Raw genomic sequence first — 26731 nt, 5'->3', positions numbered from 1 at the left:
TCGATTTTCCGTCTGCCTGAACCGCGACCCGATGCCGCAAAGCCTCACCCCTTGTTTTGCGGGCGCGCTTGATGCAAACCAAGGCAAAGAATTGTGGAGTGTCAAGAATGCGGTCCGAAACGGTTGCGGTGGCTGGTGCCTCTGTCGAAAAACGGGTGGAAACGGCTTTGCAGCTTCAGGAAAAGAATCGTCGCCTGCTGCGCATATGGCTTCGCGTCGTATTGTTCACGCTGTTCTGTCTCGTGCTGGTGGGCGGGGCAACGCGACTGACCGAATCCGGTCTTTCGATTACCGAATGGAAGCCCATCCACGGCGCCATCCCGCCGCTTTCCGTTGCGGAATGGGAGGAAGAATTCCAGCTCTACAAACGCATTCCGCAATATCAGGAAATCAACAAGGGCATGTCGCTTGACGAGTTCAAGACGATTTTCTGGTGGGAGTGGGCGCACCGGCTGCTGGCTCGCACCATCGGCGTGATCTTCGCGCTGCCGCTGGCCTTTTTCTGGGCGACGGGCCGCATCGAGAAGCGGCTGCGGCTGCCCCTTATCGGCCTGCTTGCTCTGGGCGGTTTGCAAGGCTTCGTCGGCTGGTGGATGGTGTCTTCCGGCCTGGTCAACCGCACGGATGTCTCGCAATATCGCCTGGCAACGCATCTGACGATTGCCTGTCTCATCTTTGCGGGCTGCATGTGGATATTGCGCGGCCTGTCCTACCATTCGCCGGAAGCATCGAATGAGCGCGAGGGCAGGGGCTTTGCAGCGCTTCTGGCCGTGCTCTGTCTGTTCCAGATTTATCTTGGCGCACTCGTGGCCGGGCTCAATGCCGGTCTTTCCTACAATACCTGGCCGCTGATGGATGGCTCCATCATTCCGGGCGATCTGTTCCTGCAACAGCCATGGTGGATCAATCTTTTCGAAAATCCGAAGACGGTTCAGTTCGTCCACCGCCTGGGCGCATACACGCTGTTCGCCGCAACGCTGTGGCACATGATCAGCATGTCCCGCGCGCTGCCGAACACACCCCACGCCAGACGCGCGGTGCTGTTCTTCGTGCTCGTCTGCATTCAGGCAGGGCTGGGGATCACCACGCTTCTGACGCATGTGCACATCCACGTCGCGCTTGCGCATCAGGGCATGGCGCTGCTGGTGCTCGGTTTTGCGATTGCGCACTGGCGCGGTTTCATCGGGCAGTATCCCGCGCCTGTGGCGGTCGAAGTTCGGGATTAAGGCTAGAGCAGGCTTCGCGCGACTGTCAGAAACGCGAGACGCTCCTGAGCGTTTTCGCTTTGCTCCAGCACGCCGCCGTCTTCCAGAGACCAGCAGATCGATAATCCTGCATGTGCGATGGCATAGCGCAGGATTTTTTCTTCTGAGCAGTTCAGCGCGTCAGCAAAGACGTCGCAAAGCGTTTCGATCCGCTGTGGGTCGATGATATCGGGCAGGGCGTTGAGGGGATTTCCGAAGACGTTTGCGACATCGTATGCCGGATCACCCAGCAGCCCCTGCGGATCGATGGCGAGCCAGCCGCGCGCGCCGCCGCTGACGATGTTATCGTGATGCAGGTCTCCATGCAGCGGCTTAATGTTTTGCTGGTTAGCCAGCAGTTGCCGGGCGATATCGGCGGTGAATGCCAAAGGTTCGCGCAGCCTTTCATCTTTTTCAGGTTTGGTGCGGCTGAGCAGTGACTGGAAATGGCGCTCCAGAGATGTCAGCTCTCGTGGTGGCGTTTTGCCCGGCGAGTGCAGCGTCTTCAGCACATCGACAATGATCCTGTTGGCTTCCATCTCACCTTGGTCAAGGCGATGAGCGCGCAGCGTCAGGTTTCCGGCGTCTTCCAGCAGGCAAACCGTTTCCTCCCGCTTCAGCAATCGTATCGCGCCGTGACCTTTCCGCCATTGCAGAAATGCCATGCCAGGAAGTTCGCCCAGGCCTCTCGGCTTCAGGCTTTTCAGAATTGCCGAAGAACCATCCGCAAGCGTAACGCGGTGGATAATGCTGCTTGGCGTATCCGCAAGAAAGAAGGCGGAGGATATGCTCCACCGCCTTGCGATCTCGTTCGGAATATTCGCTGGAAGAAGGCTTTCGGTCATGCCGAGAGCATCAGTTCCATGTTCTGCACGGCGGCGCCGGATGCACCCTTGCCGAGATTGTCCAGAACCGCGACGAGGTTGATGTGCTCGCCGGTGCCGAAGACGTAGAGCTTCATCGTATCCTGATCGACCAGTTCTTCGGCATCGATGCGCGCCAAGGATTTGCTTTCCTCGAGCGGCACGACCTGAACGATGTTCTGGCCCGCATAATGCGCAGTCAGCGCCGCATGAACCGTCTCGACCGTCGTGCCTTCCTTGAGATCGGCGGCGAAGAGCGGTACCTGCACGATCATGCCTTGCGCGAAGCGACCGACGGAGGGGGAGAAGAGGGGCGAACGGTCCAGAAGACCGTGCTGCTTCATCTCCGGCACATGCTTGTGCTTCAGCGTCAGGCCGTAAAGGAAGTTGTTGGCGCTGATCGCGTCTTCGCGGCTCTGGTCTTCCATCTGGCCGATCAGCTGCTTGCCGCCGCCTGTGTAGCCCGAAACGGCGTTGACGCTGACGGGATAACCATCCGGCAGGATGCCAGCCGCGCGCAGAGGACGAACAAGGGCAATCGCGCCCGTTGGGTAGCAGCCGGGATTGGCGACGAAGCGGGCGGAGCGAACCTTCTCAGCCTGATCCTTGTCCAGCTCGGCAAAGCCATAGGCCCAATCCTGATGGATGCGGAAGGCGGTGGAGGTATCGATGATCCGCACCTTGTTGTTGCCGGACACCATGGAAACCGCTTCTTTGGAAGCATCGTCCGGCAGGCACAGAATGGAGATATCCGCGTTGTTGAGCATGTCCTCGCGCATCGCCGCATTGCGGCGTTCCGCTTCGGGAATGGACAGCAGCTCGATATCGCGGCGGTCGGCCAGGCGCGTGCGGATCTGCAAGCCCGTTGTACCGTGTTCGCCATCGATGAAGATTTTCGCTGCCATGTCCTTACCTTACATTTTCAATATGTTGCGGGAATTTCCGGATTCAATTTGCCAAAGATCTGACTCAAAATCTCAAGAAGATTTCGCCAGCCTTTCGGCACGCAGGCCAAGCATATACATTGCAACCGTTGCCCCGGCAATGGCGGTGATGTCCGCATGGTCGTAAGCGGGTGCCACTTCCACCACGTCCGAACCGCGTATATCGAGCTGGCCTAGACCGCGCAGGACGGAGAGGATTTTCGCGCTGGTCGGCCCACCCGCGACGGGTGTTCCGGTGCCGGGCGCAAAGGCCGGATCGAGGCAATCGATATCGAAAGTGAGATAGGTGGGCAGCCCGCCCGTCTGCTTGATGATGAGCGAGGCGATATCGCTGGCGCGCATCTCTTCCACCTCATAGCCGTAGACGATATTGATGCCGAAATCCTCCGGCGCGTGGGTGCGGATGCCGATCTGGATCGAGCGATCCGGGTCGATCAGCCCTTCGCGCACCGCACGGGCAACGAAGGAGCCATGGTCCAGCCGCTTGCCGTCATCGAACCACGTATCCTGATGTGCATCGAACTGCACCAGCGCCAATGGTCCGTGCTTGGCCACATGGGCTTTCAGTAGCGGCCATGTAATAAAGTGATCGCCACCCAGCGTCAGAAGATAATCGGCCTTGGTGATGATGTTGCGCGCTTCCTGCTCTATGGTGTCGGGTGTCTGCCAGTGGTTGCCATAATCCAGCAGGCAATCGCCGTAATCGACTGTCGACATGTGTTCGAAGAGGTCGCGTTCGAACGGGTATTGCGGATCGTTATCAAAAATTGCCGAGGCGCGGCGGATGGCCTGGGGCCCGAAGCGCGCGCCGGGACGATTGGACGTCGCCGCATCGAAGGGGATGCCCCAAACCACCGTCGAAGCGCCTTCCAGATCCTTGCTATACCGGCGGCGCATGAAGGACAGGACGCCCGCATGCGTAGGGTCCGTTGCTGCCGAGGTGAGAGACGAAGATGTGAAGGCATGATCGATGGTTTTTGCTGGCATTGAGAACCCCTTCGATGATGAATAGCGCAACGACTGAATATCGCATCAGAGCGTTTCCTTGTTAAATGTAAACATTCTGCCGGGCATCTTTCCGCCAGGCTCAAAGGCGATCGGCTCGGACGTACCTTGGGGTATGCCCTTCGCCAATCGCCTTTGCCCTGACGAAAACCTGCTCCGGCAGAATGTTTACATTTAACAAGGAAACGCTCTACGCTGTTCAGTATAACATCGGTAAAGAATTACTTCGTTGATATGACGGGCTTGTGCCAATCATAACCGACGCCCCACACGGTAAGTAGATTTCATGAATTACAGAGCGGAAATAGATGGATTGCGCGCTTTGGCAGTGCTCGCCGTTATTTTTGCGCATGCGGGGTTTGCCGTGTTCGGCGGCGGTTTCATCGGCGTCGATGTGTTCTTCGTCATAAGCGGTTACCTGATTACCTCCATCATTCTCGGCGAATATGCCAAGGGTGAGTTTTCGCTGATCCGGTTTTACGAGCGGCGCGCGCGCCGCATTCTGCCCGCGCTGTTCTTCGTGCTTCTGTGCACGCTTCCCTTTGCGTGGATGTGGCTTTTGCCGACGGCCTACGAACAGTTTTCCAAAAGCCTGATGATGGCGACGCTCTCCGTTTCCAACATCTACTTTCTGAAAAAGACGGATTACTTCGCGCCGGATGCATCCGAAGTGCCGTTGCTCCACACCTGGAGCCTTGGTGTGGAAGAGCAGTTTTACCTGCTCTTTCCGCTGCTCTTTCTGTTTCGCCTGAAGATCAGAACGCTGTTCCGCATCATGCTTGCGGTTGCTCTCGTCAGTCTGGTGGCGAGCGAAGCCGGAGCGCGGTACTTTCCGTCCGCCAATTATTACCTGCTTCCCACCCGCATATGGGAAATGCTGGCTGGTTCCATCTGCGCTTTTCTCGTTCATGGCAGGACGCGAACGGAAAATAGCGCGCTGGCCGCTGCGGGGCTGGGTTTGGTCATCCTGTCGATATTTTTGTTCGACCCTACGACGCGTGTGCCATCCCTGCTGGCGCTCTTGCCCGTTGGCGGCACCGCACTGTTCCTACTCTATGGTTCGCAAGCGTCGATCCTTGGAAGGGTGTTGACGTTATCGCCCCTCGTCTGGATAGGCCGGATCAGCTTCAGTGCTTACCTGTGGCACCAGCCGGTTTTCGCCTTCTGGCGTATCCGAAGCCCGGAGCCGCCATCGACACTCGTTATGTGGTTGCTGATTGCGCTGACGTTGCTGCTATCCGTTTTCAGCTGGTATCTGGTCGAGCAGCCTTTCCGCGGACGAAATATCCCCTTTTCCAAGCTAGTGCCGACAGCGGGCGCCTTCGCCGTTGCTCTTGTGGGTTTTGGAGCGTGGGGGGACTTGAAGGAAGGCCTGCCATTCCGCCTGCCGCCGGAGGTCAAGGAATTCGTGGACAGAACCACCTGGAGCGATAAATGCCTGTTTCAGGTGCAGGATGGACTTCCAGCCCTGCCCAATGCGGACTGCATGTTCAACATCGGCAGCGGCAAGACGGTGGCGATCTGGGGGGACTCGATAGCGGCATCACTTTCTCCTGCCTTGCTGGAGGATTTGAAGGACCGGAACATCGGCTTGGTGCAGCTCACCCATGGCTTTTGCGCGCCCATCCCCGGTATTTCAAGCTCGCGTGAGCCGGGCGCCGTCAACTGCGATGCCTTCAACAAGCGCGCAATGGATTACCTTATCGGCAGCAATGTCGATACGGTGGTGCTGGCTGCCGCCTGGGTCAATTTCTTCAACGCGCCCTACATGGAGGTCGACGACCGAGAGTTTGCGCGCAGCGGCATTGCGCGGAGTACGCTTGTGGACAGGTTGAGCAAGACCATTCAAAACCTGCAGGCAACCGGAAAACAGGTCGTTGTCGTTTATCCGGTGCCGCGTTTCGAAAAGCCCGTCATGGATGTCATGGCCGCGCGGATCATAAAGGGTGAGCGAGCGCCCGACTTCGACTATGCTTATGCCGACTTTACGGAGAATACGGCGGTAGCCAACGATATTCTCAATACGAGCCTGAATGGCGAAGCCGGGAAGGTACTTCCAGAGAAGATATTCTGCGACCCTGCCTCTGCGGCAGGCTGTCAGTTTGGACGTGACGGCGTGGCCTATATCGTTGACAGGGGCCACTACACCACCGTTGGTGCGCACATGATTGTCGACCGTATTGCAGATGAAATGGTCGGTGCGGAGAGCGCCAGCGGGCCGACGGCCTTTCAATTAAACTGAGCTCTTACCGATACATCGCCCAAAGAAAAAAGGCGGAGCCGAAGCTCCGCCTTTCGATTTTCGTTTTCCGTAAGCGATAAGCGCTTGGAGAACTTGGCCCCAAAGCGCGATTAGCGCTTGGAGAACTGGAAGGAACGGCGAGCCTTGGCCTTACCGTACTTCTTACGTTCAACAACGCGGCTGTCGCGGGTCAGGAAGCCACCCTTCTTCAGAACAGAGCGCAGGCCCGGTTCGAAGTAGGTGAGGGCCTTGGAAAGACCGTGACGAACAGCACCGGCCTGACCGGAGAGACCACCGCCAGCAACGGTCGCGATGATGTCGAACTGACCAGCGCGAGCGACTGCAACGATCGGCTGCTGCAGGATCATCTGCAGAACCGGGCGTGCGAAGTAGGCAGTGAAGTCACGGCCGTTGATGATGATCTTGCCGGAACCAGCCTTGACCCATACGCGGGCTACGGCGTTCTTGCGCTTACCGGTCGCGTAGGAGCGGCCGAGAGTGTCAACCTTGCGGACGTGTACGGGAGCCGAAGCTTCCGACGATGCCGGGGCGAGGTCTTTCAGGGAGGAAAGATCAGCCATTATCAGGCGCTCCTTACGTTCTTCTTGTTCAGCGATGCTACGTCGAGAGCGACTGGCTGCTGTGCTTCGTGCGGGTGGTTCGAACCGGCGTAAACGCGCAGGTTCTTCATCTGGCGACGACCGAGCGGGCCACGAGGAATCATGCGCTCAACTGCCTTTTCAAGAACGCGCTCCGGGAAGCGGCCTTCGATGATCTGGCGAACGGTACGTTCCTTGATGCCACCCGGATAACCGGTGTGCCAGTAGTACTTCTTGTCGGAATACTTCTTGCCGGTGAAGACGCACTTTTCAGCGTTGATGATGATGACGTTGTCGCCGTCGTCAACGTGAGGGGTGTAGGTTGCCTTGTGCTTGCCGCGAAGACGGTTTGCAACGAGGGTAGCGAGACGACCAACAACGAGGCCTTCGGCATCGATGATGACCCACTTCTTCTCCACCTCAGCGGGCTTCTGAACGAAAGTAGACATTCTTTTCACTTTCTGTTGGACCCGTCACCTTCCCGTGAAGGATAATGCGGGCGTTTCTTGTTGCTTGATTTTGGCTGCATTTGCGCGAGCCGGAAGACATGTATTCCAAAAGAATTCAGTCTGGCGCGCTTATACGGGTTGCTTGAGAAACCGTCAACAGCATCAAATTCGGCAGCTTCAAAAATAGATAAGTAAAATCAATTAGTTATTTATGTGGTTTTATGATACCACACTAAATCCCCGCGAAACTAGCCCAGTCTCATCACCAAAACGCCAAGAGCGATGATGCCGCCTGCGATATAACGCCAGACGCTGGCAGTCTCCTTGAGGATGAAAACCGAGATCAGGATGGCAAACAGGATGGAGGTTTCACGCAGCGCTGCGACCACGGCGACGGGTGCTTTCGTCATGGCCCAGAGCGCCAGCCCGTAAGACAGGATGGAGCCGCCGCCACCGGCCAGACCGCGCCACCAGTTGCGCCGCACATGCTGTGCCACTGGCTGAAAGCCGCGCTGGTAAAAAGCGTAGGAGAAGAGGAGTACGGGCGGAAGCAGCGACATCCACAGCGTATAGGAGATGGCATTGCCCGACTTGCGGGCGCCGACGCCATCGACAAATGTGTAGCCCGCAATCACGACGGCGTTGGCGAGTGCAAGGCTTATGGCGCGACCGCCGCCGCGCCGCGCCTCGAAAGCAAGCGTGAGGATGCCCGCGGAAATGACGGCTATGCCCGCAAGTGCGGCGGTGCTCAACGTTTCGTCCAGAAAAAGATTGCTGCTTGCGGCCACGATCAAAGGGGCAACACCGCGCATGACCGGGTAGACGAGGCCGATATCACCCACCGTGTAGGCCGCCGCCACGAGGCGAAAATAAGCGAACTGCAAAATTGCCGATGCGATGAGAAAGGGCAGGGCGACCATGCCCGGGAGCGGAAGAAACGGCAGAAACGGAATGCAGCAGACGGCAGCGCCAGCCGCAATCAAGGATGCATCCAGCGCCTTGTCCGTACCCGATTTGACCAGCGCATTCCACGATGCGTGCAAAAGTGCGCCGAGAAGAACAAGCAGCAGAACATCGATCGGCACGGGCGACTCATTCGTTATTTTGATGGTGCAAAGAGATTGCACTTTCTCTCATGCGCGCAAGCAACTTTTTGAACCTGTCGCATTTAGAAACAGCGCTTTATGCGTGCATCAAATATTAGCTCCATATTATGCAACTAAGGCATGTTGCCGCCTGTAGGCGCGGCGGTGCTAAATCCTTGATTTTCGTCAAATGTGCCAAAAAGTGCCACTAGAATCGTTTCAGGTCGTATTTGTTATACTAACAACGTACTTTGCTAATGTAACTATAAGTGGTTTCTAAAATGCCCGTGAACGAAATTCGAACAAAAAACGTACGATTGGGGACTCTCAAAGCGTGTGTCGAATGCGGTATTGATATATTCGGCGCGTGCAATTTCGCGGGCACTCTTTTTCTGCCGCAACACACCACTTACATCTGTTTGACAGGAATACATTCGAGCCATGGAGGAAAAGGCGATGGACCACGATGATTACGAGGACGATTATCTGCGCAATATTCTGACCAGCGTGAAGACGATTGCGCTGGTGGGAGCCTCGCCAAACCCGGCGCGACCGAGCCACGGCGTGATGAACTTTCTTCTGTCCAAGGGCTATCACGTCATCCCCGTCAATCCGGGTCAGGAGGGCAAGGAGATACTGGGGCAGAAGGTCTATGCCAAGCTTGCCGATATTGCCGAGCCCGTGGATATGGTCGATGTGTTTCGCGCGGCGGAATATCTTCCGGCCGTGGCAGAAGAGGTGATCCACATGTCGCCGCGGCCTAAAGTGATATGGGGTCAGCTTTCCGTGCGGCATGACGATGCAGCGGCAAAGGCGGAAGCTTATGGCGTGGAAGTTGTGATGGACCGATGCCCTGCAATTGAGCATCCACGTCTCAATATAAGCCGATAGTTAGCATAAGTCGCACTTACCATCCGGCGCCAAGGCGATATGATCCCTCCCGTCATATTTCGTAAAAAATATTCGGAGGGACATATGTCAGAGAACACCCCAGGTTTTTCCACGCTCGCCATTCATGCCGGTGCGCAGCCCGACCCTACGACGGGCGCGCGTGCGACGCCCATCTATCAGACAACCGCTTATGCGTTCCGTGATTCCGACCATGCGGCAGCGCTTTTTGGCCTGAAGGAATTCGGCAATATCTACACGCGCATCATGAACCCGACACAGGCGGTTCTGGAGGAGCGGGTTGCGGCGCTTGAAGGCGGCACGGCGGCGCTTGCCGTAGCGTCCGGCCATGCAGCGCAGCTGCTCGTCTTTCACACGCTTTTGCAATCCGGCGATAATTTCGTCGCCGCGCGCCAGCTTTATGGCGGCTCGGTGAACCAGTTCGGCCATTCCTTCCAGAATTTCGGCTGGCAGGTGCGCTGGGCAGATGCTGCCGACCCTGCAAGCTTCGAAAGCCAGATCGATGAGAAGACGAAGGCTATCTTCATCGAGAGCCTTGCCAATCCGGGCGGTACATTCGTCGATATCGCGGCAATTGCCGATGTCGCGCACAAGCACGGCTTGCCGCTGATCGTGGATAACACCATGGCGAGCCCCTATCTCATCCGCCCGATTGAGCACGGTGCCGATATCGTCGTTCACTCGCTGACGAAATTCCTCGGCGGCCACGGCAATTCCATGGGCGGCGTCATCGTGGATGGCGGCACTTTCGACTGGTCCGCTTCGGACAAGTTCCCGGCTCTCTCGCAGCCGCGCCCGGAATATTCCGGTGTCGTGCTGCACCAGACCTTCGGCAACTTCGCCTTCGCAATTGCCGTCCGCGTTCTGGGCCTGCGCGATCTCGGCCCCTCCATTTCACCCTTCAACGCCTTCCTCATCCTCACCGGCATCGAGACCCTGCCGCTGCGCGTTCAGCGCCATTCCGACAATGCGCTGGCAGTTGCGAAATGGCTGAAGGCGCATCCGAAAATCGGTTGGGTGCACTATGCCGGGCTTGATGACAGCGAAAACCACGCCCTGCAACAGCGCTACTCGCCAAAGGGAGCTGGCTCGGTCTTCACCTTCGGCGTGAAGGGCGGATATCAGGCGGGGAAATCGCTGGTGGAAGGGCTTCAGCTCTTTTCCCATCTTGCCAATATCGGCGATACACGCTCTCTGGTCATCCACCCGGCTTCCACCACCCATGCGCAGCTCACGCCTGAGCAGCAGGTAGCGGCAGGTGCCGGACCGGACGTCGTGCGCCTTTCCATCGGCATAGAGGATGTGAAGGACATTATTGCCGATTTGGAACAATCTTTGGCAAAAGTTTAAATAGGAACGATCGCCCATGACCCTAACATTGAACTTCAAGTCGGACGGCGATCTTTCTGCCATTCAGCCGGAAGAGGGCACACCTAAGCCCGACCGGCTGATTTCAGGCACACCGAAATTCACCACATGGAACCTGGAAGAAGCAAGCGGCGGTCTCTATGCCGGCATCTGGCAATCCACGCCGGGCAAATGGCGGGTGGAATATGATGAGTGGGAATATTTCAATATTCTCGAGGGCTATTCGATTCTGACCGAGGAAGGTGGAGAACCAATCCACCTACGAGCGGGAGATCGCCAGATTATTCGTCCGGGTTTCAAGGGGACATGGGAAGTCGTTGAGACGACACGGAAGGATTATGTGGTCAGGGTGTGAGGGCCCTTACCAGCGAGTCAATATGCCAAGCGATGTAATTTTCTCATCGATAGCAGAACATTCTTTGAGTTCCGCTTCGGTCAGCGGTTCGAAGAAGCTCGCGCCGACCTTGAGCTGACCTTTGAAACGCCCCGGTGTCCGAGAGGTTTTGGCACTGTTGTTCAGCTGGAGCTCGATCTTGTCTAGTTCTCTTCCGAGACGCGAAAGTTCTGCCGCAACTGGATCGATCCTGTGCTGCTCAGAAGTTGAGACTTTTCTTTTCGATTTCGTAGACAAGGCACCTGCCTCATGTTTCACGGAGCGCTCCATCATACAGCTTCTGGGCCAAGATAAAAGAGAACCTCACCACACCAGATCCAGGCGCTCAAGCCCATGGAAATGATAGACGTCCTTCACCCTCGGCTTCTCCGCTAAGCGCAGCCCCGGCAAGCGCTGAAACAGCAGGGGCAGAACGATGTTGAGTTCCAGCCTTGCCAGTGGCGCGCCGATGCAGAAGTGGATTCCGGCGCCGAAGGAGAGGTTGGGTGCCTCTGCGCGGTCCGGTTTGAAGGTGAGGGGATCGGTGAATTTTTTTGGGTCCAGATTGGCGGCGGCGAGGATGAGGCTGACCTTGTCGCCGCGTTCGAATTTCACCCCATCGATTTCCACCGGCTCCAGCGCCCAGCGCTGGAAGATGTGGACGGGCGCGCCGATGCGCAGCGTTTCTTCGACGGTTCGTTCGGTCGTTTTTTCGTCGGTGAAGAGCGAAGCCGGATCGAGACCGCTTTCGAGGATGACGCGGACGGAATTGCCGATCTGGTGGACGGTTGCCTCGTGTCCGGCATTCAGCAGCACGATGGTCGTGGAGATGAGTTCCTCGTCCGTCAGATACTGGCCCTTATGTTCCGTGTGGATCATATGGCTCAGCAGATCGTCCTTCGGTTCGACACGACGTTCCGCAATGACGGTGCGAGCGTAATCGGCGAACTCCTTGGCGGCGGCATCGGCGGCAAGCTCGTCCTCACGGCTGCGCTTGAACATGTACATGCCGACATAGGCGTGCGACCATTTCAGAAGCTGCGGCCCCATCTCTTCCGGTATGCCGATCATCCGCGCGATCATCGTCACGGGAATGATATCGGCAAAGGAGGAAAGCAACTCGGTCTTGCCGTCTTTCTCGAAACGGTCGATCAGCCCGTGGGCCAGCACTTCGATTTCCGGCTTCATCTTATCCACGTGTCGGGAGACGAAAGCGCGGTTGACCAGCGTGCGCAGGCGCGTGTGTTCCGGCGGTTCGATTTCCAACAGCGAATGACGTTCGGCAGCGTCGAAATGGGCAGTATGTTCCAGCGGTTCCGGCAGCCCCAACTCTTCACGAGTGGCAATATGGAGGATTTGCCGCCCAAAGCGCCGGTCGCGCAGGAGCGCGTTCACATGGTCGTAACCGGTGAAGAACCATTGCTTCTGCTCTTCCCAGTAAAAGGTCGGACAATGCGCATGAAGCTGCGCATAGGCGGCATTCGGGTTGCTGTAAAAGGCCGGGTTACGGGCGTCCAGCGAGACGGAGCGTTTATCGGCGTCGATGCGGAGGAAGTCGGATGTGGTGTTCATGCTTGGTGTCTAACGGAAGTTTGGTGGTGGAGGAAGAGCTGGCCACTGTCTCCTCATCCCTGTCCTCGGACTTGATCCGGGGATCGGTCACAGGGATCCAGCCGTCGTGCGTCTGCGCGACGCAAAGACTCATTTCAGCCCAAGGACTTGGGCTGACTGGATTCCTGTCACAAGGACAGGAATGAGGGATATTTTGAGCCTCGGCGCATAGGCTGTTTCAATCCCCGACAGCCACGCCCTCGCGCCGAGGATCGGCGCTACCGACCAGTCCCTGACTGGTGACTTCAATGGCGTGCAGGCCGGAATTCATCTCGCCGGGCTTCACCTCATAACCCAGCGCCTTCAGCGGTTCCGCAAACTTTTCTGCATCCGTACCCGCCTCGATATCATAGGTGCCGAAGCGGTTGATGAGGTGGGGTTGGGCGACGATCTGTTCCACGGGCATGCCCCAATCGATATAGGCGATCAGCGCCTGCGCGACATAGCCGATGATCTGGCTGCCGCCGGGGGAGCCGATGGCGAGCAGGGGTTTGCCGTCCTTCATGACAATGGTCGGAGCCATGGAGGAGCGGGGGCGTTTGCCGGGTTCGACGCGGTTGGCGACGGGCAGGCTGCCGTCATGGGTCTTGAAGGAGAAATCGGTCAGCTCATTATTGAGCAGGAAGCCGTTGGTCATCAGGCGCGAGCCGAAGCCGCTCTCGATGGTCGTCGTCATGGAAAGGACATTGCCCTGTTTGTCCACGATGACGAAGTGGCTGGTGGAGGGAAGCTCCAGCGCGGGCCCGCGCCCGAAATTGAGGGCGTGGTCCCATTCGGGCTCGCCAGCCTTCACGGCATCGGCGGCCAGCGCCTTGTCACCATCCAGTAACATAGCGCGCGAGCCGAGATAATCCTTGCGCAGTAGGCCCTTGATCGGCAGTGGGGTAAAGTCAGGATCAGCGAGGTAGCGTTCGCGATCTGCAAAGGCGAGGCGTTGTGCATCGCCGAGCAGCCTCCAGCTTTCGACATTTTGCGGCCCGAGCGCCTTCAGATCGAAATTTTCCAACGTACCGAGGATTTGGCCCACGGCGACGGCACCGGAGGAGGGCGGGCCCATGCCGCAAATATCGAGCGCACGATAGTTAGCGCAGACCGGCTCGCGCTCCTTGGTGCGGTAATTGGCAAGGTCCGTCAGCGAGAGAACGCCGGGATTTCCACTCGCTTCCCGCACGGTCTTGACGATGGCTTCCGCGATTGGGCCTTTGTAGAAGGCATCCGGGCCGTTATCGGCAATGGCCTTCAGCGTTTCCGCATAGGCTGGATTTTTCAGTACCGTTCCCGCCTGCAAGGGCGAGCCTGAGGCGTCGTAGAAATAGCTGCGCGGGCCTTCATATTTCTTGAGACGATCACCTTCGGCGGCGATGAGCGAAGCGAGGCGAGGGGAAACCTTGAAGCCATCCCGCGCCAGGGTTTCAGCGGGGGTGAACAGGCTTTTCCATTCCAGCTTCCCGAAACGCTGATGAACATCGGAAAGCAGCCTCACCGTTCCCGGCGTGCCGACCGAGCGCCCGCCGACGACGGCATCCATGAATTTCAGCGGCTGACCCTTGTCGTCCAAAAAGAGCTTCGGCGTTGCCTCCATGGGCGCGGTCTCGCGTCCGTCGAATGTGGTGAGCTTTTTGGCTGAGGCATCATAATAGACGAGAAAAGAACCGCCGCCGAGGCCGGAGCTTTGCGGCTCTACCAGACCCAGCACGGTCTGGACGGCGACCATGGCATCGATGGCGTTGCCGCCCTCGGCGATGATTTTTCGCCCTGCTTCGGCGGCAAGCGGATTCGCCGCCGCCACCATGAAGCTCTTCGCTTCCACGCGACTTGCCGTTTTGGTGCCGGTGGCGCGCTCCGGCGCCGTGGTGTCCGATGCTTGTTGCGCATGGGCTGGACCGACAATGAGCGCCGCCGAAATCGCGAGATGTGCGAGGAACTTGATATGCATGCCGAACTCTCCACTGGTCGATGGCGGCATGATGGGTTCTATTTTCGGTGCAGGTCAACCCGTTGGGACCAACGAATAATGATGGGTTAGCTGTTGGCGATGGAGGCGATGCGGTTCAGCGCGGCGACCTGGCGGTCGGCATTATTGTCATGCGGGTCTTCGCCACGATCTTCCGCTGGCAGCACGACATGGGCTTCGTTGTCGTTCATCACGGTGCGGTTTCGTCCGGCCTTCTTGGCGGCATAAAGCGCACGATCCGATTTCGTCAGCATGACATCAAGATCGGCTTCGGCTGTTGGAAGCGAGCAGAGGCCGACGCTGACCGTGGATGTGAACTCTCCATTTGCGGCGCTGGTGGACAAACGGGCGAAATAAATCCGGATTCCTTCGGCAATGCGGATCGCCCGGGTAGGATCGCTGGCTTCCACCAGATAGGCGAATTCTTCACCGCCCATGCGGACGAAAACGCCGTTTTCACCGATGATGCGGTTTGCGAGCGCGCAGAACTGGACGAGAACCTCATCGCCGCACTGGTGGCCATGCTTGTCATTGATGCTCTTGAAATGGTCGATATCGAAGAGCGCAAGCGTGATGTGGCTCTCTCCATCCCTCCGTCTGGCCTTGAAGGCTTTGAATTCTTCCGCAAGGCCCCGGCGGTTGAGTGCGCCGGTGAGATAGTCGGTCACCGCCAGTTTCTGCAGGCGGCGCTCCATGTCTTCCATGAAAACCTTCACGCTCATCATCAACAGCACGATGAAGCCGAACGCGCCGGACAGCATGACGGGGATGGTCAGAGGTGCGATCTGCCCTGTGGCGAGATTGTAGGAAACGACAATCGACGCGGCGATGCCGCCGAGAAATGCCTGAATGACGAAGGCGAGCGCAAGCAGCTTGCGCGTTTTCGAGCGATATTCACGGGATGTGAGCAGGACGCCCGCCAGCATGAAATAACCGACCGCTGCCGAGCAATGATAGAGAATGATGCGCGCCTGAATGTCATTGCGCACCGGTGGCACGAACATGAAGGCGATCCAGATCAGAGCCGGAATGGTGATCCAGCCCTCGACGGGCCGCTTTTCGAGATTGAGAATTTCGGCCAGCCAGAAAGAGGCCGCCGACAGTGTCAGGGTATTGGCGATGTCTATCGACAGGAAATCCGGTATGTCGCCGCGCATGGCAACCAGCGCGCTTCCAAGGCCGATGGCGAAGAAGCCCATGGCGAAACAAAGGTGATATTTCTTTCGCTTGTTGTGCAGCCACAGCGATGCCAGCACGGCGGTAATCGTCAGCGCTTCCATGGACCACAGCAGCATGCCTGTTTTCGTATCGAGCACCGGTGTCGTCCAATCTTCGTTTTGCATGGTGGTTGCGGCAGGGCTTTTGAACCGCCTGCCTGCTTCCGCCGAAAAGATGCATCTATGGAAAGCGGTCGCCTGTTACGCCAAGGCGAAGGCTGACGTGGCACAGTATCATTCGCAAAACCCTAACGAGTCGTTGCTGCTTTCCGTAAGGGAAGGTTTTCCAACGTGACCATTTTTGGGCTTAACTTTTCATTGACCACGGGCGCCTTTGCCGGTTGATGACGACAAAATAGGGCTTGGCCGCTCTGGCGCAGGCTCGACACTCTCTGTAATTGCGCAGAGATGAGTTGTCCGGCATGTCATTAAGGATATCCGCCGCCTTAGTCTTGAAGAACCGGGCAATGACACTCTATGTAGTGAGTTGACGAATTGAATTGATTCCGGGCGCTAAAGCCTCCGGGCAAGAGTTGGATAAAGGACGGACATGACAAATCCAGTTGATACCGCCATGGCTCTGGTGCCGATGGTCGTGGAGCAGACCAACCGCGGCGAACGGTCCTATGACATCTACTCCCGTCTTCTCAAAGAGCGCATCATCTTCCTGACCGGTCCGGTTGAAGATCACATGGCCTCGCTCGTCTGCGCACAGCTTCTTTTCCTTGAGGCCGAAAACCCCAAGAAGGAAATTGCCATCTACATCAATTCGCCAGGCGGCGTAGTGACCGCCGGTATGGCGATCTACGATACGATGCAGTTCATTCGCCCTGCGGTTTCCACGCTTTGCGTCGGCCAGGCCGCTTCCATGGGTTCGCTGCTTCTTGCCGCCGGTGAGAAGGGCATGCGCTTCGCAACGCCGAACGCCCGCATCATGGTTCACCAGCCTTCCGGCGGTTTCCAGGGTCAGGCGTCCGACATCGAGCGCCACGCCCGCGACATCATCAAGATGAAGCGCCGCCTCAATGAAGTCTACGTGAAACACACTGGCCGCACGCTCGAAGAAGTTGAAAAGACGCTCGACCGTGACCACTTTATGGATGCGGACGAGGCGAAGGATTGGGGCGTGATCGACAAGATCCTCACGTCCCGTCAGGAAATCGAAGGCGTCTCGGCGAACTGAGGTGCCGCGCTTTTGACGTGAGTTTGTATCCCCGAACTGAAATTCGGGGGTTCAAACGAAGAAATAAAGCGCTAATAGTACATATTAAGGCTGTGTTGAAATTTTATGACGTAGCCTGAACCATCCTCTCCTGAAAGGCGTAGAGTTTTACGGGGGAGGCGAATGAGGAACATGCCGAGGCATTCGTGGCTCGGAGTTTGAAGGGGAATTCGTTGCCGCCGTTTATCAGGTCATGTATCTGATACGGTTAGTACCCCGGGAACGAAGCGGATGCGAAAGCTTTGGACAAGTGCTCGTATCTGCAGGCGGTAAGTTGACCGCGATCCGTTTGGCGGACCTGCGGCGTGCTGGAAGGAAAGAGATATGAGCAAAGTCAGCGGCAGCAACGGCGGCGACTCGAAAAATACACTCTATTGTTCATTCTGCGGCAAGAGCCAGCACGAAGTCCGGAAACTCATTGCCGGACCGACGGTGTTCATCTGCGATGAATGCGTCGAATTGTGCATGGACATCATCCGCGAGGAGAACAAGAGCTCGATGGTGAAGTCGCGTGAGGGTGTTCCCACCCCGCAGGACATCATCAAGATCCTCGACGAATACGTCATCGGCCAACAGCAGGCGAAAAAGATCCTGTCCGTTGCCGTTCACAACCATTACAAGCGTCTCGCTCACTCCACCAAGAATGGCGATATCGAACTTGCGAAGTCGAACATCATGCTGGTCGGTCCGACCGGGTGCGGCAAGACCTATCTTGCCCAGACGCTCGCACGCATCATCGACGTCCCGTTCACCATGGCGGATGCAACGACGTTGACCGAAGCCGGTTATGTCGGTGAAGACGTTGAAAACATCATCCTGAAGCTGCTTCAGGCTGCGGATTACAACGTTGAACGCGCGCAGCGCGGCATCGTCTATATCGACGAAGTGGACAAGATTTCCCGCAAGTCGGACAATCCATCCATAACGCGCGATGTGTCTGGCGAAGGCGTTCAGCAGGCGCTGCTGAAGATCATGGAAGGCACGGTTGCTTCCGTTCCTCCGCAGGGTGGCCGCAAGCATCCGCAGCAGGAGTTCCTGCAGGTGGATACGACCAACATCCTCTTCATTTGCGGCGGCGCGTTTGCCGGTCTCGACAAGATCATCTCTGCCCGTGGCGAAAAGACCTCCATCGGTTTCGGCGCAACGGTGAAGGCGGAAGACGATCGTCGTGTTGGCGAAGTGCTGCGTGAGCTGGAGCCGGAAGATCTGGTCAAGTTCGGCCTCATCCCGGAATTCATCGGTCGTCTGCCGGTTCTGGCAACGCTGGAAGATCTGGATGAAGACGCATTGATCCAGATTCTGTCCGAGCCGAAGAACGCTCTGGTCAAGCAGTATCAGCGTCTGTTCGAGATGGAAGATGTGGAGCTGACATTCCAGGGCACAGCGCTTCTGGAAATCGCCCGCAAGGCCATCACCCGTAAAACCGGTGCCCGTGGTCTTCGCTCGATCATGGAAAAGATCCTGCTCGACACGATGTTCGAACTGCCGACGCTGGAAGGCGTTCGCGAAGTCGTCATCTCCGACGAGGTGGTGAGTGGCGCGGCGCGTCCGCTCTACATCTACGCGGATCGTCAGGACGAGAAGGCCAACGTTTCGGCCTGATCCGTCACCGATAAGTGACCTGAACCGGAAGGCTCGCCATTGGCGGGCCTTTTTTCTTGGTTATGCACCATAATGCGCGCATAAAGCTCATCCGCTCCAATTTTGGGTTTGGAGCCGATTGCGCTTTGCTGATAAAGTCTTAGAACTGATTTGTATGGCGATGTGACGTTTTCGTGAATGCCCGTCGCCGGTTCTGCTTCCGCAAGAGTATGCGTGAGGCGCGTAGTGTAAGCCTATTCAAACCTATTTGGTTTTTGAAAATTTACAGCCTGACGCGCAAGTGACGGCTGTTAGTTTTCGTGACTTGAAAATGACAGTGTGAAACTCCACTTTCAGTCACGAATAAGAATATGCCGGAAACTTCCCAAGACGTCCGGCAAGCGTCCCTCACGGGACCATGGAAAGGAAATGATATGACGAACATTACGTCTGCGGCATCTGGCGGTACATATCCCGTACTTCCTCTGCGCGACATTGTCGTTTTCCCGCATATGATCGTTCCCCTGTTCGTCGGGCGGGAAAAATCCATCCGTGCTCTGGAAGAGGTTATGGGCTCCGACAGGCAGATCATGCTTGTGACCCAGATCAACGCCAGTGACGACGATCCGGATCCATCGGCCATTCATAAAGTCGGTACGGTTGCTAATGTGCTTCAGCTGCTGAAGCTGCCCGATGGCACCGTGAAGGTTCTTGTCGAAGGCAAGGGCCGCGCCAAGATCGATGAATATACCGGTCGCGAAGACTTCTACGAAGCAACTGCCGTTCTTCTGGACGAGCCGGCGGAAGACCCGGTCGAGATCGAGGCACTGTCTCGCTCGGTCGTCTCCGAGTTCGAAAGCTACGTGAAGCTGAACAAGAAGATTTCGCCGGAAGTGGTTGGCGCGGCTGGCCAGATCGACGATTACTCCAAGCTTGCCGATACGGTCGCTTCGCATCTTTCCATCAAGATCACCGAAAAGCAGGAAATGCTTGAAACGGTGAGCGTGAAGCAGCGCCTCGAAAAGGCTCTCGGCTTCATGGAAGGCGAAATTTCCGTTCTTCAGGTCGAAAAGCGCATCCGCTCGCGCGTCAAGCGCCAGATGGAAAAGACCCAGCGCGAATATTACCTGAACGAGCAGATGAAAGCGATCCAGAAGGAGCTCGGCGACGGCGAGGATGGCCGCGACGAGATGGCCGAACTTGAAGAGCGCATCGCCAAGACCAAGCTCTCCAAGGAAGCTAAGGAGAAGGCCGAAGCTGAAATGAAGAAGCTTCGCCAGATGAGCCCGATGTCTGCGGAGTCCACCGTTGTTCGCAACTATCTGGACTGGCTGCTCGGTCTTCCATGGGGCAAGAAGTCGAAAATCAAGACCGACTTGAACGCTGCCGAATCCGTTCTCGAGCTCGATCACTTCGGTCTCGACAAGGTCAAGGAACGCATTGTCGAGTATCTGGCCGTACAGGCCCGTGCGACGAAAATCCGTGGCCCGATCCTGTGCCTCGTCGGTCCTCCCGGTGTTGGCAAGACCTCGCTTGCGAAGTCCATCGCCAAGGCAACGGGTCGCGAATATGTTCGCATGGCTCTTGGTGGCGTGCGCGATGAAGCGGAAATCCGCGGACATCGCCGTACCTATATCGGCTCCATGCCGGGCAAGATCGTTCAGTCGATGAAGAAGGCCAAGAAGGCGAACCCGCTCTTCCTGCTCGATGAAATCGACAAGATGGGCATGGATTTCCGTGGCGATCCGTCCTCTGCTCTGCTGGAGGTGCTCGATCCGGAACAGAACTCCACCTTCATGGACCACTACCTTGAAGTGGAATACGACCTGTCCGACGTCATGTTCGTGACGACTGCCAATACGCTGAACATTCCGGGGCCCTTGATGGACCGTATGGAAGTCATCCGTATCGCCGGTTACACGGAAGACGAAAAGCGCGAAATCGCCAAGCGTCACCTGCTGCCGAAGGCAATCAAGGAACACGCCCTGCGTCCGGAAGAATTCTCCGTGACGGATGGTGCCCTGATGGCCGTGATCCAGCAGTACACACGGGAAGCCGGTGTGCGTAACTTCGAGCGTGAGCTGATGAAGCTTGCCCGTAAGGCCGTTACCGAGATCATCAAGGGCAAGACCAAGTCGGTCGAAGTCACGGCAGAAAACATCCACGACTATCTGGGTGTGCCGCGCTTCCGCCATGGCGAGGCCGAGCGGGAAGATCAGGTCGGCGTCGTCACGGGTCTGGCATGGACCGAAGTCGGCGGTGAACTGCTCACCATCGAAGGCGTCATGATGCCGGGCAAGGGTCGCATGACCGTGACCGGTAACCTGAAGGACGTGATGAAGGAATCCATCTCGGCGGCGGCATCCTATGTTCGCTCGCGCGCGGTCGATTTCGGCATCGAGCCTCCACGCTTCGACAAGAGCGACATTCACGTGCACGTGCCGGAAGGCGCAACGCCGAAGGATGGTCCATCTGCCGGTGTTGCCATGGCAACTGCCATCGTCTCCATCATGACCGGTATTCCGGTTTCGAAGGACGTGGCGATGACGGGTGAAATCACGCTTCGCGGTCGCGTTCTGCCGATTGGTGGCCTGAAGGAAAAGCTGCTCGCAGCACTTCGCGGCGGCATCAAGAAGGTGCTGATCCCGGAAGAAAACGCCAAGGATCTGGCGGATATTCCGGACAACGTGAAAAACGAGATGGAAATCATCCCGGTTTCCCGCATGGGTGAGGTTCTGCAACACGCGCTGACACGCGTGCCGGAGCCGATCGAATGGGATGGCAGCATCGAAACGCCGGTCATTGCAACCGTTGAAGGTGTGGATGACGCGGGCCAGACCATCTCTCATTGAGTATCAGCCTGCGGGAATGATGCTAAATTAGCACAAAATCCCTGAAAGGCTGGCAGAAATGCCAGCCTTTTTTGTGAAAAAAACGCCAGACCCCTTGTATTTCAGGCGATTCCGTCGCTTTTGGGTGGCGGTGCGCGAATAGATAAGTATTCTGCGCCTACCCAATTTGAGTCGTTTCAAACCATTGAAAGGGGTGGAAACATGAACAAGAACGAGCTCGTTTCTGCAGTTGCCGAGAAGGCTGGCCTCACGAAGGCTGATGCCGCTTCTGCTGTTGACGCTGTATTCGAAACTGTCCAGAACGAACTGAAGGCTGGTGGCGACATCCGTCTCGCTGGCTTCGGCAGCTTCACCGTCAGCCGTCGCGAAGCCTCCAAGGGCCGTAACCCATCCACGGGTGCAGAAGTCGATATTCCGGCTCGCAACGTTCCAAAGTTCTCCGCAGGCAAGGGCCTGAAGGACGCTGTCAACTCCTAAGGTTTCCTGATGCCGTTTGCCCCAGCGGCGTGCGAACGGTTTTCAAGGCATACGAGGAAAGACTGGCGCTTTGCGTACCTTCGCAAAATGACGCCTTTGAAATGCAGAAAGCCCGGCCTTTGAGGTCGGGCTTTTTGTTTATGAGAATATTCGGAATTGTCATGCGCCTGTCATGTCCATGTCGCAGAAGCCGCCTGTTCGTTTTTCCATTATGGACTACAGGGGATTTTCCATGACATTCCGTCTTTCTCAAGCAACGCTGACAGTAGCGCTGCTGGCATCGGCAGCATTTCCGGCCGCAGCCGAGCAGGTTTTCAACCGCATTTCTTCTTTCCCGGTCGCATTGAATCTTCCGTCCGACAAGGACCAGAAGACCGTTACTTCCGCTGAAATCGTAACCGCGAGCGAAGACGGCAATACGCTGATCTATTCCGACAGCCCGCTGGGCGGCATCGGCTTTATCGACATCAAGGATGCCAAGGCACCCAAGGCACTCGGCGCGCTGATGATGGATGGCGAGCCGACGTCGGTTGCGGTTGCAGGCACCAAGGTTTTGGCTGGCGTCAATACGTCTGAAAGCTACGTAAAGCCATCCGGCAAGCTGGTCACGGTCGATATCGCCGCCAGAAAGATCGAGGCAAGCTGCGATCTCGGCGGCCAGCCGGACTCCGTCGCGATTTCACCGGACAAGAGCTTTGCTGCCATCGCTATCGAAAACGAGCGCGATGAGAAGGTCAATGACGGCGCGCTGCCGCAGGCTCCAGCGGGCTTCCTCGTCACCATCGGCCTCAAGAACGGCGCGCCTGACTGCTCGACGCTGAAGAAGATCGATGTGACCGGCCTTGCCGAAATTGCGCCGGAAGATCCAGAGCCCGAATTCGTCTCGATCAATTCCAAGGGCGAAATTGCCCTGACGCTGCAGGAAAACAACCACATCGTCATCGTTGACGGCAAGAGTGGCAAGGTAACGAGCCACTTCTCCGCTGGCACGGTTGATCTCGAAGGCATCGACACCAAGAGCGATGGCCAGCTGAAATTCACCGACAAGCAGGAAGGCCGCAAGCGCGAGCCCGACGCCGTAAAGTGGCTGGATGACAACCGCATCGTCATCGCCAATGAAGGCGATTGGGAAGGCGGCGCACGCGGCTTCACCATTTTCGACAAGAGCGGCAAGCAGCTTTACGAGGCCAATTCCTCGTTCGAACGCGCCGTTGCCGCCATCGGTCATTATCCCGAGAAGCGTTCCAAGGCCAAGGGTGTGGAGCCTGAGGGTCTGGAAGCCGCAACCTTTGGCAACGACAAATATTTCTTCGTTCTTGCCGAACGCGCCTCCGTCGTCGGCGTCTATAAGGATACCGGCGCCGAGCCACAGCTGACGCAGCTTCTGCCCTCCGGTATTTCGCCAGAAGGCGCCGTCGCCATTCCTTCGCGCAATCTGCTGGTCACCGCCAACGAGGCCGATCTGGTGGAAGACGGCGGCGCACGTTCGCACGTCATGATCTATGAGCGCTCGGAAGGGCAGGCGGCTTATCCGCAGCTCGTTTCGGCAACGGTGGATGGCGCGCCAATCGGCTGGGGTGCACTTTCCGGTCTCGTCGGCGATGCTGAAAAGGAAGGCATTCTCTACGCTATTTCCGACTCGGTCTATGGCAACCAGCCTTCGATCTTCACCATCGACGCTACCAAGAAGCCTGCGACCATCACCAGCGTTCTGCGCGTAAAGCGCGACGGCCTGGCTGCGCAGAAGCTCGACATGGAAGGCATCACGCTGGACGGCAAGGGCGGTTTCTGGGTTGCTTCGGAAGGCAATACCGAAAAGCTCGTTCCGCATGCGCTCTACAACATCAATGCCAAGGGCGAGATCAAATCCGAAATCGCACTGCCAAAGGAATTGCTCGAAGGCGAAACCCGCTTCGGCTTCGAAGGCATCACCATGATCGGCAAGGGCGACGATGCGACGCTGTGGATGGCCGTTCAGCGCGAATGGGGCAATGATCCGAAGGGTACTGTCAAGCTCGTTTCCTACAATCTGAAGTCCAAGCAGTGGGGCGCAGTGCGCTATCCGCTGGATAAGGCACCGGAAGGCGGCTGGATCGGCCTGTCCGAAATCACTGCATTCGGCGATCAGGTCTACATCGTAGAACGCGACAACCAGATCGGCGACAAGGCCAAGACCAAGAAGCTGTACCGCGTTGCCATCGCAGACCTGAAGCCAGCAAAAATCGGCGGCGAGCTACCACAGGTCACCAAGCAGGAAGTGCACGACTTCCTTCCCGACCTGAAGGCCCAGACCAACGGATACGTCGTGGACAAGCTGGAAGGCTTCGCCTTCGACAAGGCTGGCAAGGCTTACGCCGTGACCGACAATGACGGCGTGGATGATTCCTCTGGCGAGACGCTGTTCTTCCCGGTTGAGCTGAAGGTGACGAACTAATTCGCTTATCCACCGTCATCCTAGGGCTTGTCCCTAGGATCTAATCACGCTTCAGCGGATGCGACGTGGCAGATCCTCGGGACAAGCCCGAGGATGACGGAAATCACAAGCGAGCAAATAAAAAAGCCGGGCGCGATGCACCCGGCTTTTTCAATGTCTCAAGAGCAACCCATCAGTCTTTCAAAGCATATTGCTCAAGCGCCGCACGATTGACCTCAATACCGAGCCCCGGGCCATCCGGTATCTGCACCACACCATCGACATGATCGAGCGGCGAGGTGAGTACCGCCTGGCGGTACGGATTTTCCGTCCGGTCGAACTCGAGGATCGGCGGGCGCGGGCTGCGCCGGGCGGGGTCTGGCGTGAGAGATGCCATCAATTGTAGCGCGGCTGCAATTGCAACACCCGTACCCCAGACATGGGGAACGACGCGCACGCCGTAGAGGCTGGCGAGATCGATGATCCGCTTCGTTTCCGAAAAACCGCCGGTTCCGGCAAGGTCCGGTTGCAGGATATCCACAGCGCGGCTTTCCAGCGGCGCGCGCATGCCATAGCGACCATGCCATGTCTCGCCACCGGCTACGGGGATCGGCTGTCCCGCACGCACAGCGCGGTATGCATCCAGTTGTTCCGGTACTACGGGCTCTTCGAACCAGTCGATACCGAGAGGTGCCAGTGCATTGCCGACTTCGATGGCCTCAAGCGCATCATAACCATGATTGGCATCGATCATGATACGGACATCCGGGCCGACCGCTTCGCGCGCGGCGCGGATGACGGCGATGTCTTCCGCGACATCGAAGCCGATCTTGATCTTGACCGCATGGAAGCCCTGTTTCGCGTAACCGGCCACTTCCGCTGCGACATCGGCAACAGGTTCGACGCCATCCTTGCGGAAGGAGCCGGTGGCGTAAGCCTTCACGCTTTCCCGGAAACGCCCACCGAGCAGGCGGGAAATCGAGGTGCCGAACCGCTTGCCCTTGATATCCCACAGCGCGATATCGATGCCGCTGAGAGCCGTGACGGTAAGGCCGCGCTGACCCTGATCGCGCAGCAGGTTATAAAGCTCGTGCCAGATAACCTCGATATCGAGTGGGTCCCTGCCGATGAGATAAGGTGCGTAGGCGGCAACGACCGCTGCGTTCGGCCTTGCCGGGCCAAGGCATTCGCCCCAGCCCACCGTGCCGTCGTCGCAGATGATTTCCACAAGGCAATGGATGCGACGATCAAAGCGCATCGAAGCGCTTTCGAAGGCGTGACCCAGCTTGTAATCCAGCAGATGCGTGCGAACCGCCTCTATTTTCATGGCTTGTATGGTCCAATCAGTTTGTCGAGCATTGCGACTTCTTCTTCCGTCAGATCGGTCAGCGGAGCGCGAACCGGACCGGCATCGAAGCCAACGAGGCGCACGCCTGCCTTGACCGCAGACACCGCATAACCCTTCGAACGGTTACGAATGTCCATGAATGGATAGAAGAAGTCGATGAGAATCTGGTTCGTGGTGGCCGTATCGCCAGCGCGCAGTGCCGTGTAGAACTTCTGCGCAAGGGCAGGCACGAAGTTGAAGACAGCCGAGGAGTAGGTGGTGACGCCAGCGCCGAGATAGGCATCGGCAAAAAGCTCAGCAGTCGGCATGCCACCAAGATAGGTGAGGCGGTCGCCCATCGTTGCGGTGATCTTGCGAACCAGACCGATATCGCCCGAGCCATCCTTGAAGCCGACGAGGTTGGGGCAGGATTCGGCCAGTCTCGCCAGCGTTTCCGCCGTCAGAATGGAGTTATCGCGGTTGTAGACCATGACGCCGATGGAAACGGAATCGCAGACGGCCTTGATGTGGTGGTAAAGACCGGCCTGAGGGGCGTCCATCAGGTAATGCGGCAGAAGCAGAATACCGTCAGCACCAGCTTTTTCGGCGCTCTGGGCGATCTGGACAGCAATTTTGGTGCCGTAACCGCAACCGGAAACGATAGGTGTGGAACCTGCAGCGGACTTCGCAGCCTTTACGACGGTCGCCACTTCTTCCGGTGCAAGCGAGAAGAACTCACCCGTGCCACCGGCCGCGAAAAGCACAGTCGCATCGAAGCCGGAAAGCCAGCTGACGTGATCGTGGTAGGGCTTTTCGTTGAATTCGCCATCCTTGCCGAACGGCGTTACCGGGAAAGAAAGCAAGCCCGCACCAAGCGCGACTTTAAGTTCCTGAGGATCCATTGCCATGAAATTGAGGTCTCCGATTGATATCTGGCGCAGAGAATATGCGAGATATTATCTTCGTCAAGAACTTATAATACAAGTTTGGTTCGGT

At 57.3% G+C, this 26731-nt stretch carries 22 protein-coding genes; 10 read left to right on the top strand and 12 right to left on the bottom strand.

Annotation, left to right across the window (positions count from 1 at the left end):
• The first annotated feature begins 107 nt into the window (after nucleotides 1-107).
• A complete protein-coding gene (locus tag CFBP5473_RS09375; RefSeq protein ID WP_027672949.1) occupies nucleotides 108-1226 on the top strand; it encodes a COX15/CtaA family protein in 1119 nt (372 codons plus the stop codon).
• A 2-nt stretch (nucleotides 1227-1228) separates the two neighbouring features.
• On the opposite strand, the gene CFBP5473_RS09370 is transcribed toward CFBP5473_RS09375, so the two are convergent.
• The 3 genes from CFBP5473_RS09370 to speB all read right to left on the bottom strand — a co-directional run bounded on the left by CFBP5473_RS09370 (nucleotide 1229) and on the right by speB (nucleotide 4038).
• Nucleotides 1229-2089 (bottom strand): aminoglycoside phosphotransferase family protein, encoded by an 861-nt coding sequence (locus CFBP5473_RS09370; protein WP_051441089.1) that lies wholly within the window; start codon nucleotides 2087-2089, stop codon nucleotides 1229-1231.
• Nucleotides 2086-3012: an N-acetyl-gamma-glutamyl-phosphate reductase gene (gene argC, locus CFBP5473_RS09365; RefSeq protein ID WP_027672951.1), complete on the bottom strand. Its 927-nt coding sequence runs from the start codon at nucleotides 3010-3012 to the stop codon at nucleotides 2086-2088. The genes CFBP5473_RS09370 and argC overlap by 4 nt, the downstream gene beginning before the upstream one ends.
• Before the next feature lie 72 nt (nucleotides 3013-3084).
• The gene (gene speB / locus CFBP5473_RS09360; RefSeq protein ID WP_027672952.1) at nucleotides 3085-4038 is read right to left on the bottom strand and encodes an agmatinase; all 954 of its coding nucleotides are present in this window, start codon (nucleotides 4036-4038) and stop codon (nucleotides 3085-3087) included.
• A 331-nt stretch (nucleotides 4039-4369) separates the two neighbouring features.
• Between speB and CFBP5473_RS09355 the strand changes: the two genes are divergently transcribed.
• Entirely contained in the window at nucleotides 4370-6298 is a 1929-nt protein-coding gene (locus tag CFBP5473_RS09355; protein WP_210239297.1) for an acyltransferase family protein, read from the top strand.
• Between the two features lie 110 nt (nucleotides 6299-6408).
• Here the strand turns inward: CFBP5473_RS09355 and rpsI are convergent, their stop codons facing one another.
• The 3 genes from rpsI to CFBP5473_RS09340 form a co-directional block, all read right to left on the bottom strand.
• Nucleotides 6409-6879, bottom strand: coding sequence for a 30S ribosomal protein S9 (rpsI, locus tag CFBP5473_RS09350; RefSeq protein ID WP_027672953.1), 471 nt, complete (start codon nucleotides 6877-6879; stop codon nucleotides 6409-6411).
• A gap of 2 nt (nucleotides 6880-6881) precedes the next feature.
• Nucleotides 6882-7346, bottom strand: a complete 465-nt coding sequence (gene rplM / locus CFBP5473_RS09345; protein ID WP_027672954.1) for a 50S ribosomal protein L13 — start codon at nucleotides 7344-7346, stop codon at nucleotides 6882-6884.
• A gap of 248 nt (nucleotides 7347-7594) precedes the next feature.
• A complete protein-coding gene (locus CFBP5473_RS09340; protein WP_027672955.1) occupies nucleotides 7595-8431 on the bottom strand; it encodes a DMT family transporter in 837 nt (278 codons plus the stop codon).
• 456 nt (nucleotides 8432-8887) lie between these two features.
• On the opposite strand from CFBP5473_RS09340, the gene CFBP5473_RS09335 reads away from it, so the two are divergent.
• From CFBP5473_RS09335 to CFBP5473_RS09325, 3 genes are all read left to right on the top strand, one after another.
• Nucleotides 8888-9322, top strand: a complete 435-nt coding sequence (locus CFBP5473_RS09335) for a CoA-binding protein (protein ID WP_027672956.1) — start codon at nucleotides 8888-8890, stop codon at nucleotides 9320-9322.
• A gap of 84 nt (nucleotides 9323-9406) precedes the next feature.
• Complete coding sequence (locus CFBP5473_RS09330) at nucleotides 9407-10690, top strand: O-acetylhomoserine aminocarboxypropyltransferase (protein WP_027672957.1); 1284 nt, start codon at nucleotides 9407-9409, stop codon at nucleotides 10688-10690.
• Between the two features lie 16 nt (nucleotides 10691-10706).
• Nucleotides 10707-11063, top strand: a complete 357-nt coding sequence (locus CFBP5473_RS09325; RefSeq protein WP_027672958.1) for a cupin domain-containing protein — start codon at nucleotides 10707-10709, stop codon at nucleotides 11061-11063.
• A gap of 6 nt (nucleotides 11064-11069) precedes the next feature.
• Here the strand turns inward: CFBP5473_RS09325 and CFBP5473_RS09320 are convergent, their stop codons facing one another.
• The 4 genes from CFBP5473_RS09320 to CFBP5473_RS09300 all read right to left on the bottom strand — a co-directional run bounded on the left by CFBP5473_RS09320 (nucleotide 11070) and on the right by CFBP5473_RS09300 (nucleotide 15989).
• Nucleotides 11070-11360, bottom strand: a complete 291-nt coding sequence (locus tag CFBP5473_RS09320) for a hypothetical protein (RefSeq protein WP_136954337.1) — start codon at nucleotides 11358-11360, stop codon at nucleotides 11070-11072.
• Between the two features lie 45 nt (nucleotides 11361-11405).
• Nucleotides 11406-12653, bottom strand: coding sequence for a cytochrome P450 (locus CFBP5473_RS09315; RefSeq protein WP_027672960.1), 1248 nt, complete (start codon nucleotides 12651-12653; stop codon nucleotides 11406-11408).
• Between the two features lie 217 nt (nucleotides 12654-12870).
• On the bottom strand, nucleotides 12871-14628 hold the full coding sequence (ggt, locus tag CFBP5473_RS09305; RefSeq protein WP_027672961.1) for a gamma-glutamyltransferase: 1758 nt from the start codon (nucleotides 14626-14628) through the stop codon (nucleotides 12871-12873).
• An 86-nt stretch (nucleotides 14629-14714) separates the two neighbouring features.
• Nucleotides 14715-15989, bottom strand: a complete 1275-nt coding sequence (locus CFBP5473_RS09300; RefSeq protein ID WP_234881742.1) for a GGDEF domain-containing protein — start codon at nucleotides 15987-15989, stop codon at nucleotides 14715-14717.
• Nucleotides 15990-16413: 424 nt separating this feature from the next.
• On the opposite strand from CFBP5473_RS09300, the gene clpP reads away from it, so the two are divergent.
• The 5 genes from clpP (at nucleotide 16414) to CFBP5473_RS09275 (ending at nucleotide 24429) form a co-directional block, all read left to right on the top strand.
• A complete protein-coding gene (gene clpP, locus CFBP5473_RS09295) occupies nucleotides 16414-17046 on the top strand; it encodes an ATP-dependent Clp endopeptidase proteolytic subunit ClpP (RefSeq protein WP_027672963.1) in 633 nt (210 codons plus the stop codon).
• Nucleotides 17047-17409: 363 nt separating this feature from the next.
• Nucleotides 17410-18687 (top strand): ATP-dependent Clp protease ATP-binding subunit ClpX, encoded by a 1278-nt coding sequence (gene clpX, locus CFBP5473_RS09290; RefSeq protein WP_027672964.1) that lies wholly within the window; start codon nucleotides 17410-17412, stop codon nucleotides 18685-18687.
• Nucleotides 18688-19100: 413 nt separating this feature from the next.
• Complete coding sequence (gene lon / locus CFBP5473_RS09285; RefSeq protein ID WP_027672965.1) at nucleotides 19101-21518, top strand: endopeptidase La; 2418 nt, start codon at nucleotides 19101-19103, stop codon at nucleotides 21516-21518.
• A gap of 201 nt (nucleotides 21519-21719) precedes the next feature.
• Entirely contained in the window at nucleotides 21720-21995 is a 276-nt protein-coding gene (gene hupB, locus CFBP5473_RS09280) for a DNA-binding protein HupB (protein WP_027672966.1), read from the top strand.
• 232 nt (nucleotides 21996-22227) lie between these two features.
• Nucleotides 22228-24429, top strand: a complete 2202-nt coding sequence (locus CFBP5473_RS09275) for an esterase-like activity of phytase family protein (protein WP_027672967.1) — start codon at nucleotides 22228-22230, stop codon at nucleotides 24427-24429.
• A gap of 172 nt (nucleotides 24430-24601) precedes the next feature.
• Here CFBP5473_RS09275 and CFBP5473_RS09270 read toward each other — a convergent pair whose 3' ends face one another.
• Together CFBP5473_RS09270 and kdgD are read right to left on the bottom strand one after the other, a co-directional pair.
• Nucleotides 24602-25735 carry a mandelate racemase/muconate lactonizing enzyme family protein gene (locus tag CFBP5473_RS09270; protein ID WP_027672968.1) on the bottom strand — a complete coding sequence of 378 codons (1134 nt, stop codon included), beginning with the start codon at nucleotides 25733-25735 and terminating at the stop codon, nucleotides 24602-24604.
• Nucleotides 25732-26637 carry a 5-dehydro-4-deoxyglucarate dehydratase gene (gene kdgD, locus CFBP5473_RS09265; protein WP_027672969.1) on the bottom strand — a complete coding sequence of 302 codons (906 nt, stop codon included), beginning with the start codon at nucleotides 26635-26637 and terminating at the stop codon, nucleotides 25732-25734. Before kdgD ends, CFBP5473_RS09270 begins: the two co-directional genes overlap by 4 nt.
• Nucleotides 26638-26731 lie beyond the last annotated feature (94 nt).

This window comes from Agrobacterium larrymoorei, assembly GCF_005145045.1.
Classification (GTDB): domain Bacteria; phylum Pseudomonadota; class Alphaproteobacteria; order Rhizobiales; family Rhizobiaceae; genus Agrobacterium; species Agrobacterium larrymoorei.
This window is presented reverse-complemented; position numbering and strand designations above follow the sequence as displayed.

What these genes read in the sequence shown, in the direction of transcription:
- CFBP5473_RS09375 (WP_027672949.1), top strand. Translation starts at nt 108, where the DNA reads ATGCGGTCCGAAACGGTTGCGGTGGCTGGTGCCTCTGTCGAAAAACGG.
- CFBP5473_RS09370 (WP_051441089.1), bottom strand. Translation starts at nt 2,089, where the DNA reads ATGACCGAAAGCCTTCTTCCAGCGAATATTCCGAACGAGATCGCAAGG.
- argC (WP_027672951.1), bottom strand. Translation starts at nt 3,012, where the DNA reads ATGGCAGCGAAAATCTTCATCGATGGCGAACACGGTACAACGGGCTTG.
- speB (WP_027672952.1), bottom strand. Translation starts at nt 4,038, where the DNA reads ATGCCAGCAAAAACCATCGATCATGCCTTCACATCTTCGTCTCTCACC.
- rpsI (WP_027672953.1), bottom strand. Translation starts at nt 6,879, where the DNA reads ATGGCTGATCTTTCCTCCCTGAAAGACCTCGCCCCGGCATCGTCGGAA.
- rplM (WP_027672954.1), bottom strand. Translation starts at nt 7,346, where the DNA reads ATGTCTACTTTCGTTCAGAAGCCCGCTGAGGTGGAGAAGAAGTGGGTC.
- CFBP5473_RS09335 (WP_027672956.1), top strand. Translation starts at nt 8,888, where the DNA reads ATGGACCACGATGATTACGAGGACGATTATCTGCGCAATATTCTGACC.
- CFBP5473_RS09330 (WP_027672957.1), top strand. Translation starts at nt 9,407, where the DNA reads ATGTCAGAGAACACCCCAGGTTTTTCCACGCTCGCCATTCATGCCGGT.
- CFBP5473_RS09325 (WP_027672958.1), top strand. Translation starts at nt 10,707, where the DNA reads ATGACCCTAACATTGAACTTCAAGTCGGACGGCGATCTTTCTGCCATT.
- CFBP5473_RS09315 (WP_027672960.1), bottom strand. Translation starts at nt 12,653, where the DNA reads ATGAACACCACATCCGACTTCCTCCGCATCGACGCCGATAAACGCTCC.
- ggt (WP_027672961.1), bottom strand. Translation starts at nt 14,628, where the DNA reads ATGCATATCAAGTTCCTCGCACATCTCGCGATTTCGGCGGCGCTCATT.
- CFBP5473_RS09300 (WP_234881742.1), bottom strand. Translation starts at nt 15,989, where the DNA reads ATGCAAAACGAAGATTGGACGACACCGGTGCTCGATACGAAAACAGGC.
- clpP (WP_027672963.1), top strand. Translation starts at nt 16,414, where the DNA reads ATGACAAATCCAGTTGATACCGCCATGGCTCTGGTGCCGATGGTCGTG.
- clpX (WP_027672964.1), top strand. Translation starts at nt 17,410, where the DNA reads ATGAGCAAAGTCAGCGGCAGCAACGGCGGCGACTCGAAAAATACACTC.
- lon (WP_027672965.1), top strand. Translation starts at nt 19,101, where the DNA reads ATGACGAACATTACGTCTGCGGCATCTGGCGGTACATATCCCGTACTT.
- hupB (WP_027672966.1), top strand. Translation starts at nt 21,720, where the DNA reads ATGAACAAGAACGAGCTCGTTTCTGCAGTTGCCGAGAAGGCTGGCCTC.
- CFBP5473_RS09275 (WP_027672967.1), top strand. Translation starts at nt 22,228, where the DNA reads ATGACATTCCGTCTTTCTCAAGCAACGCTGACAGTAGCGCTGCTGGCA.
- CFBP5473_RS09270 (WP_027672968.1), bottom strand. Translation starts at nt 25,735, where the DNA reads ATGAAAATAGAGGCGGTTCGCACGCATCTGCTGGATTACAAGCTGGGT.
- kdgD (WP_027672969.1), bottom strand. Translation starts at nt 26,637, where the DNA reads ATGGATCCTCAGGAACTTAAAGTCGCGCTTGGTGCGGGCTTGCTTTCT.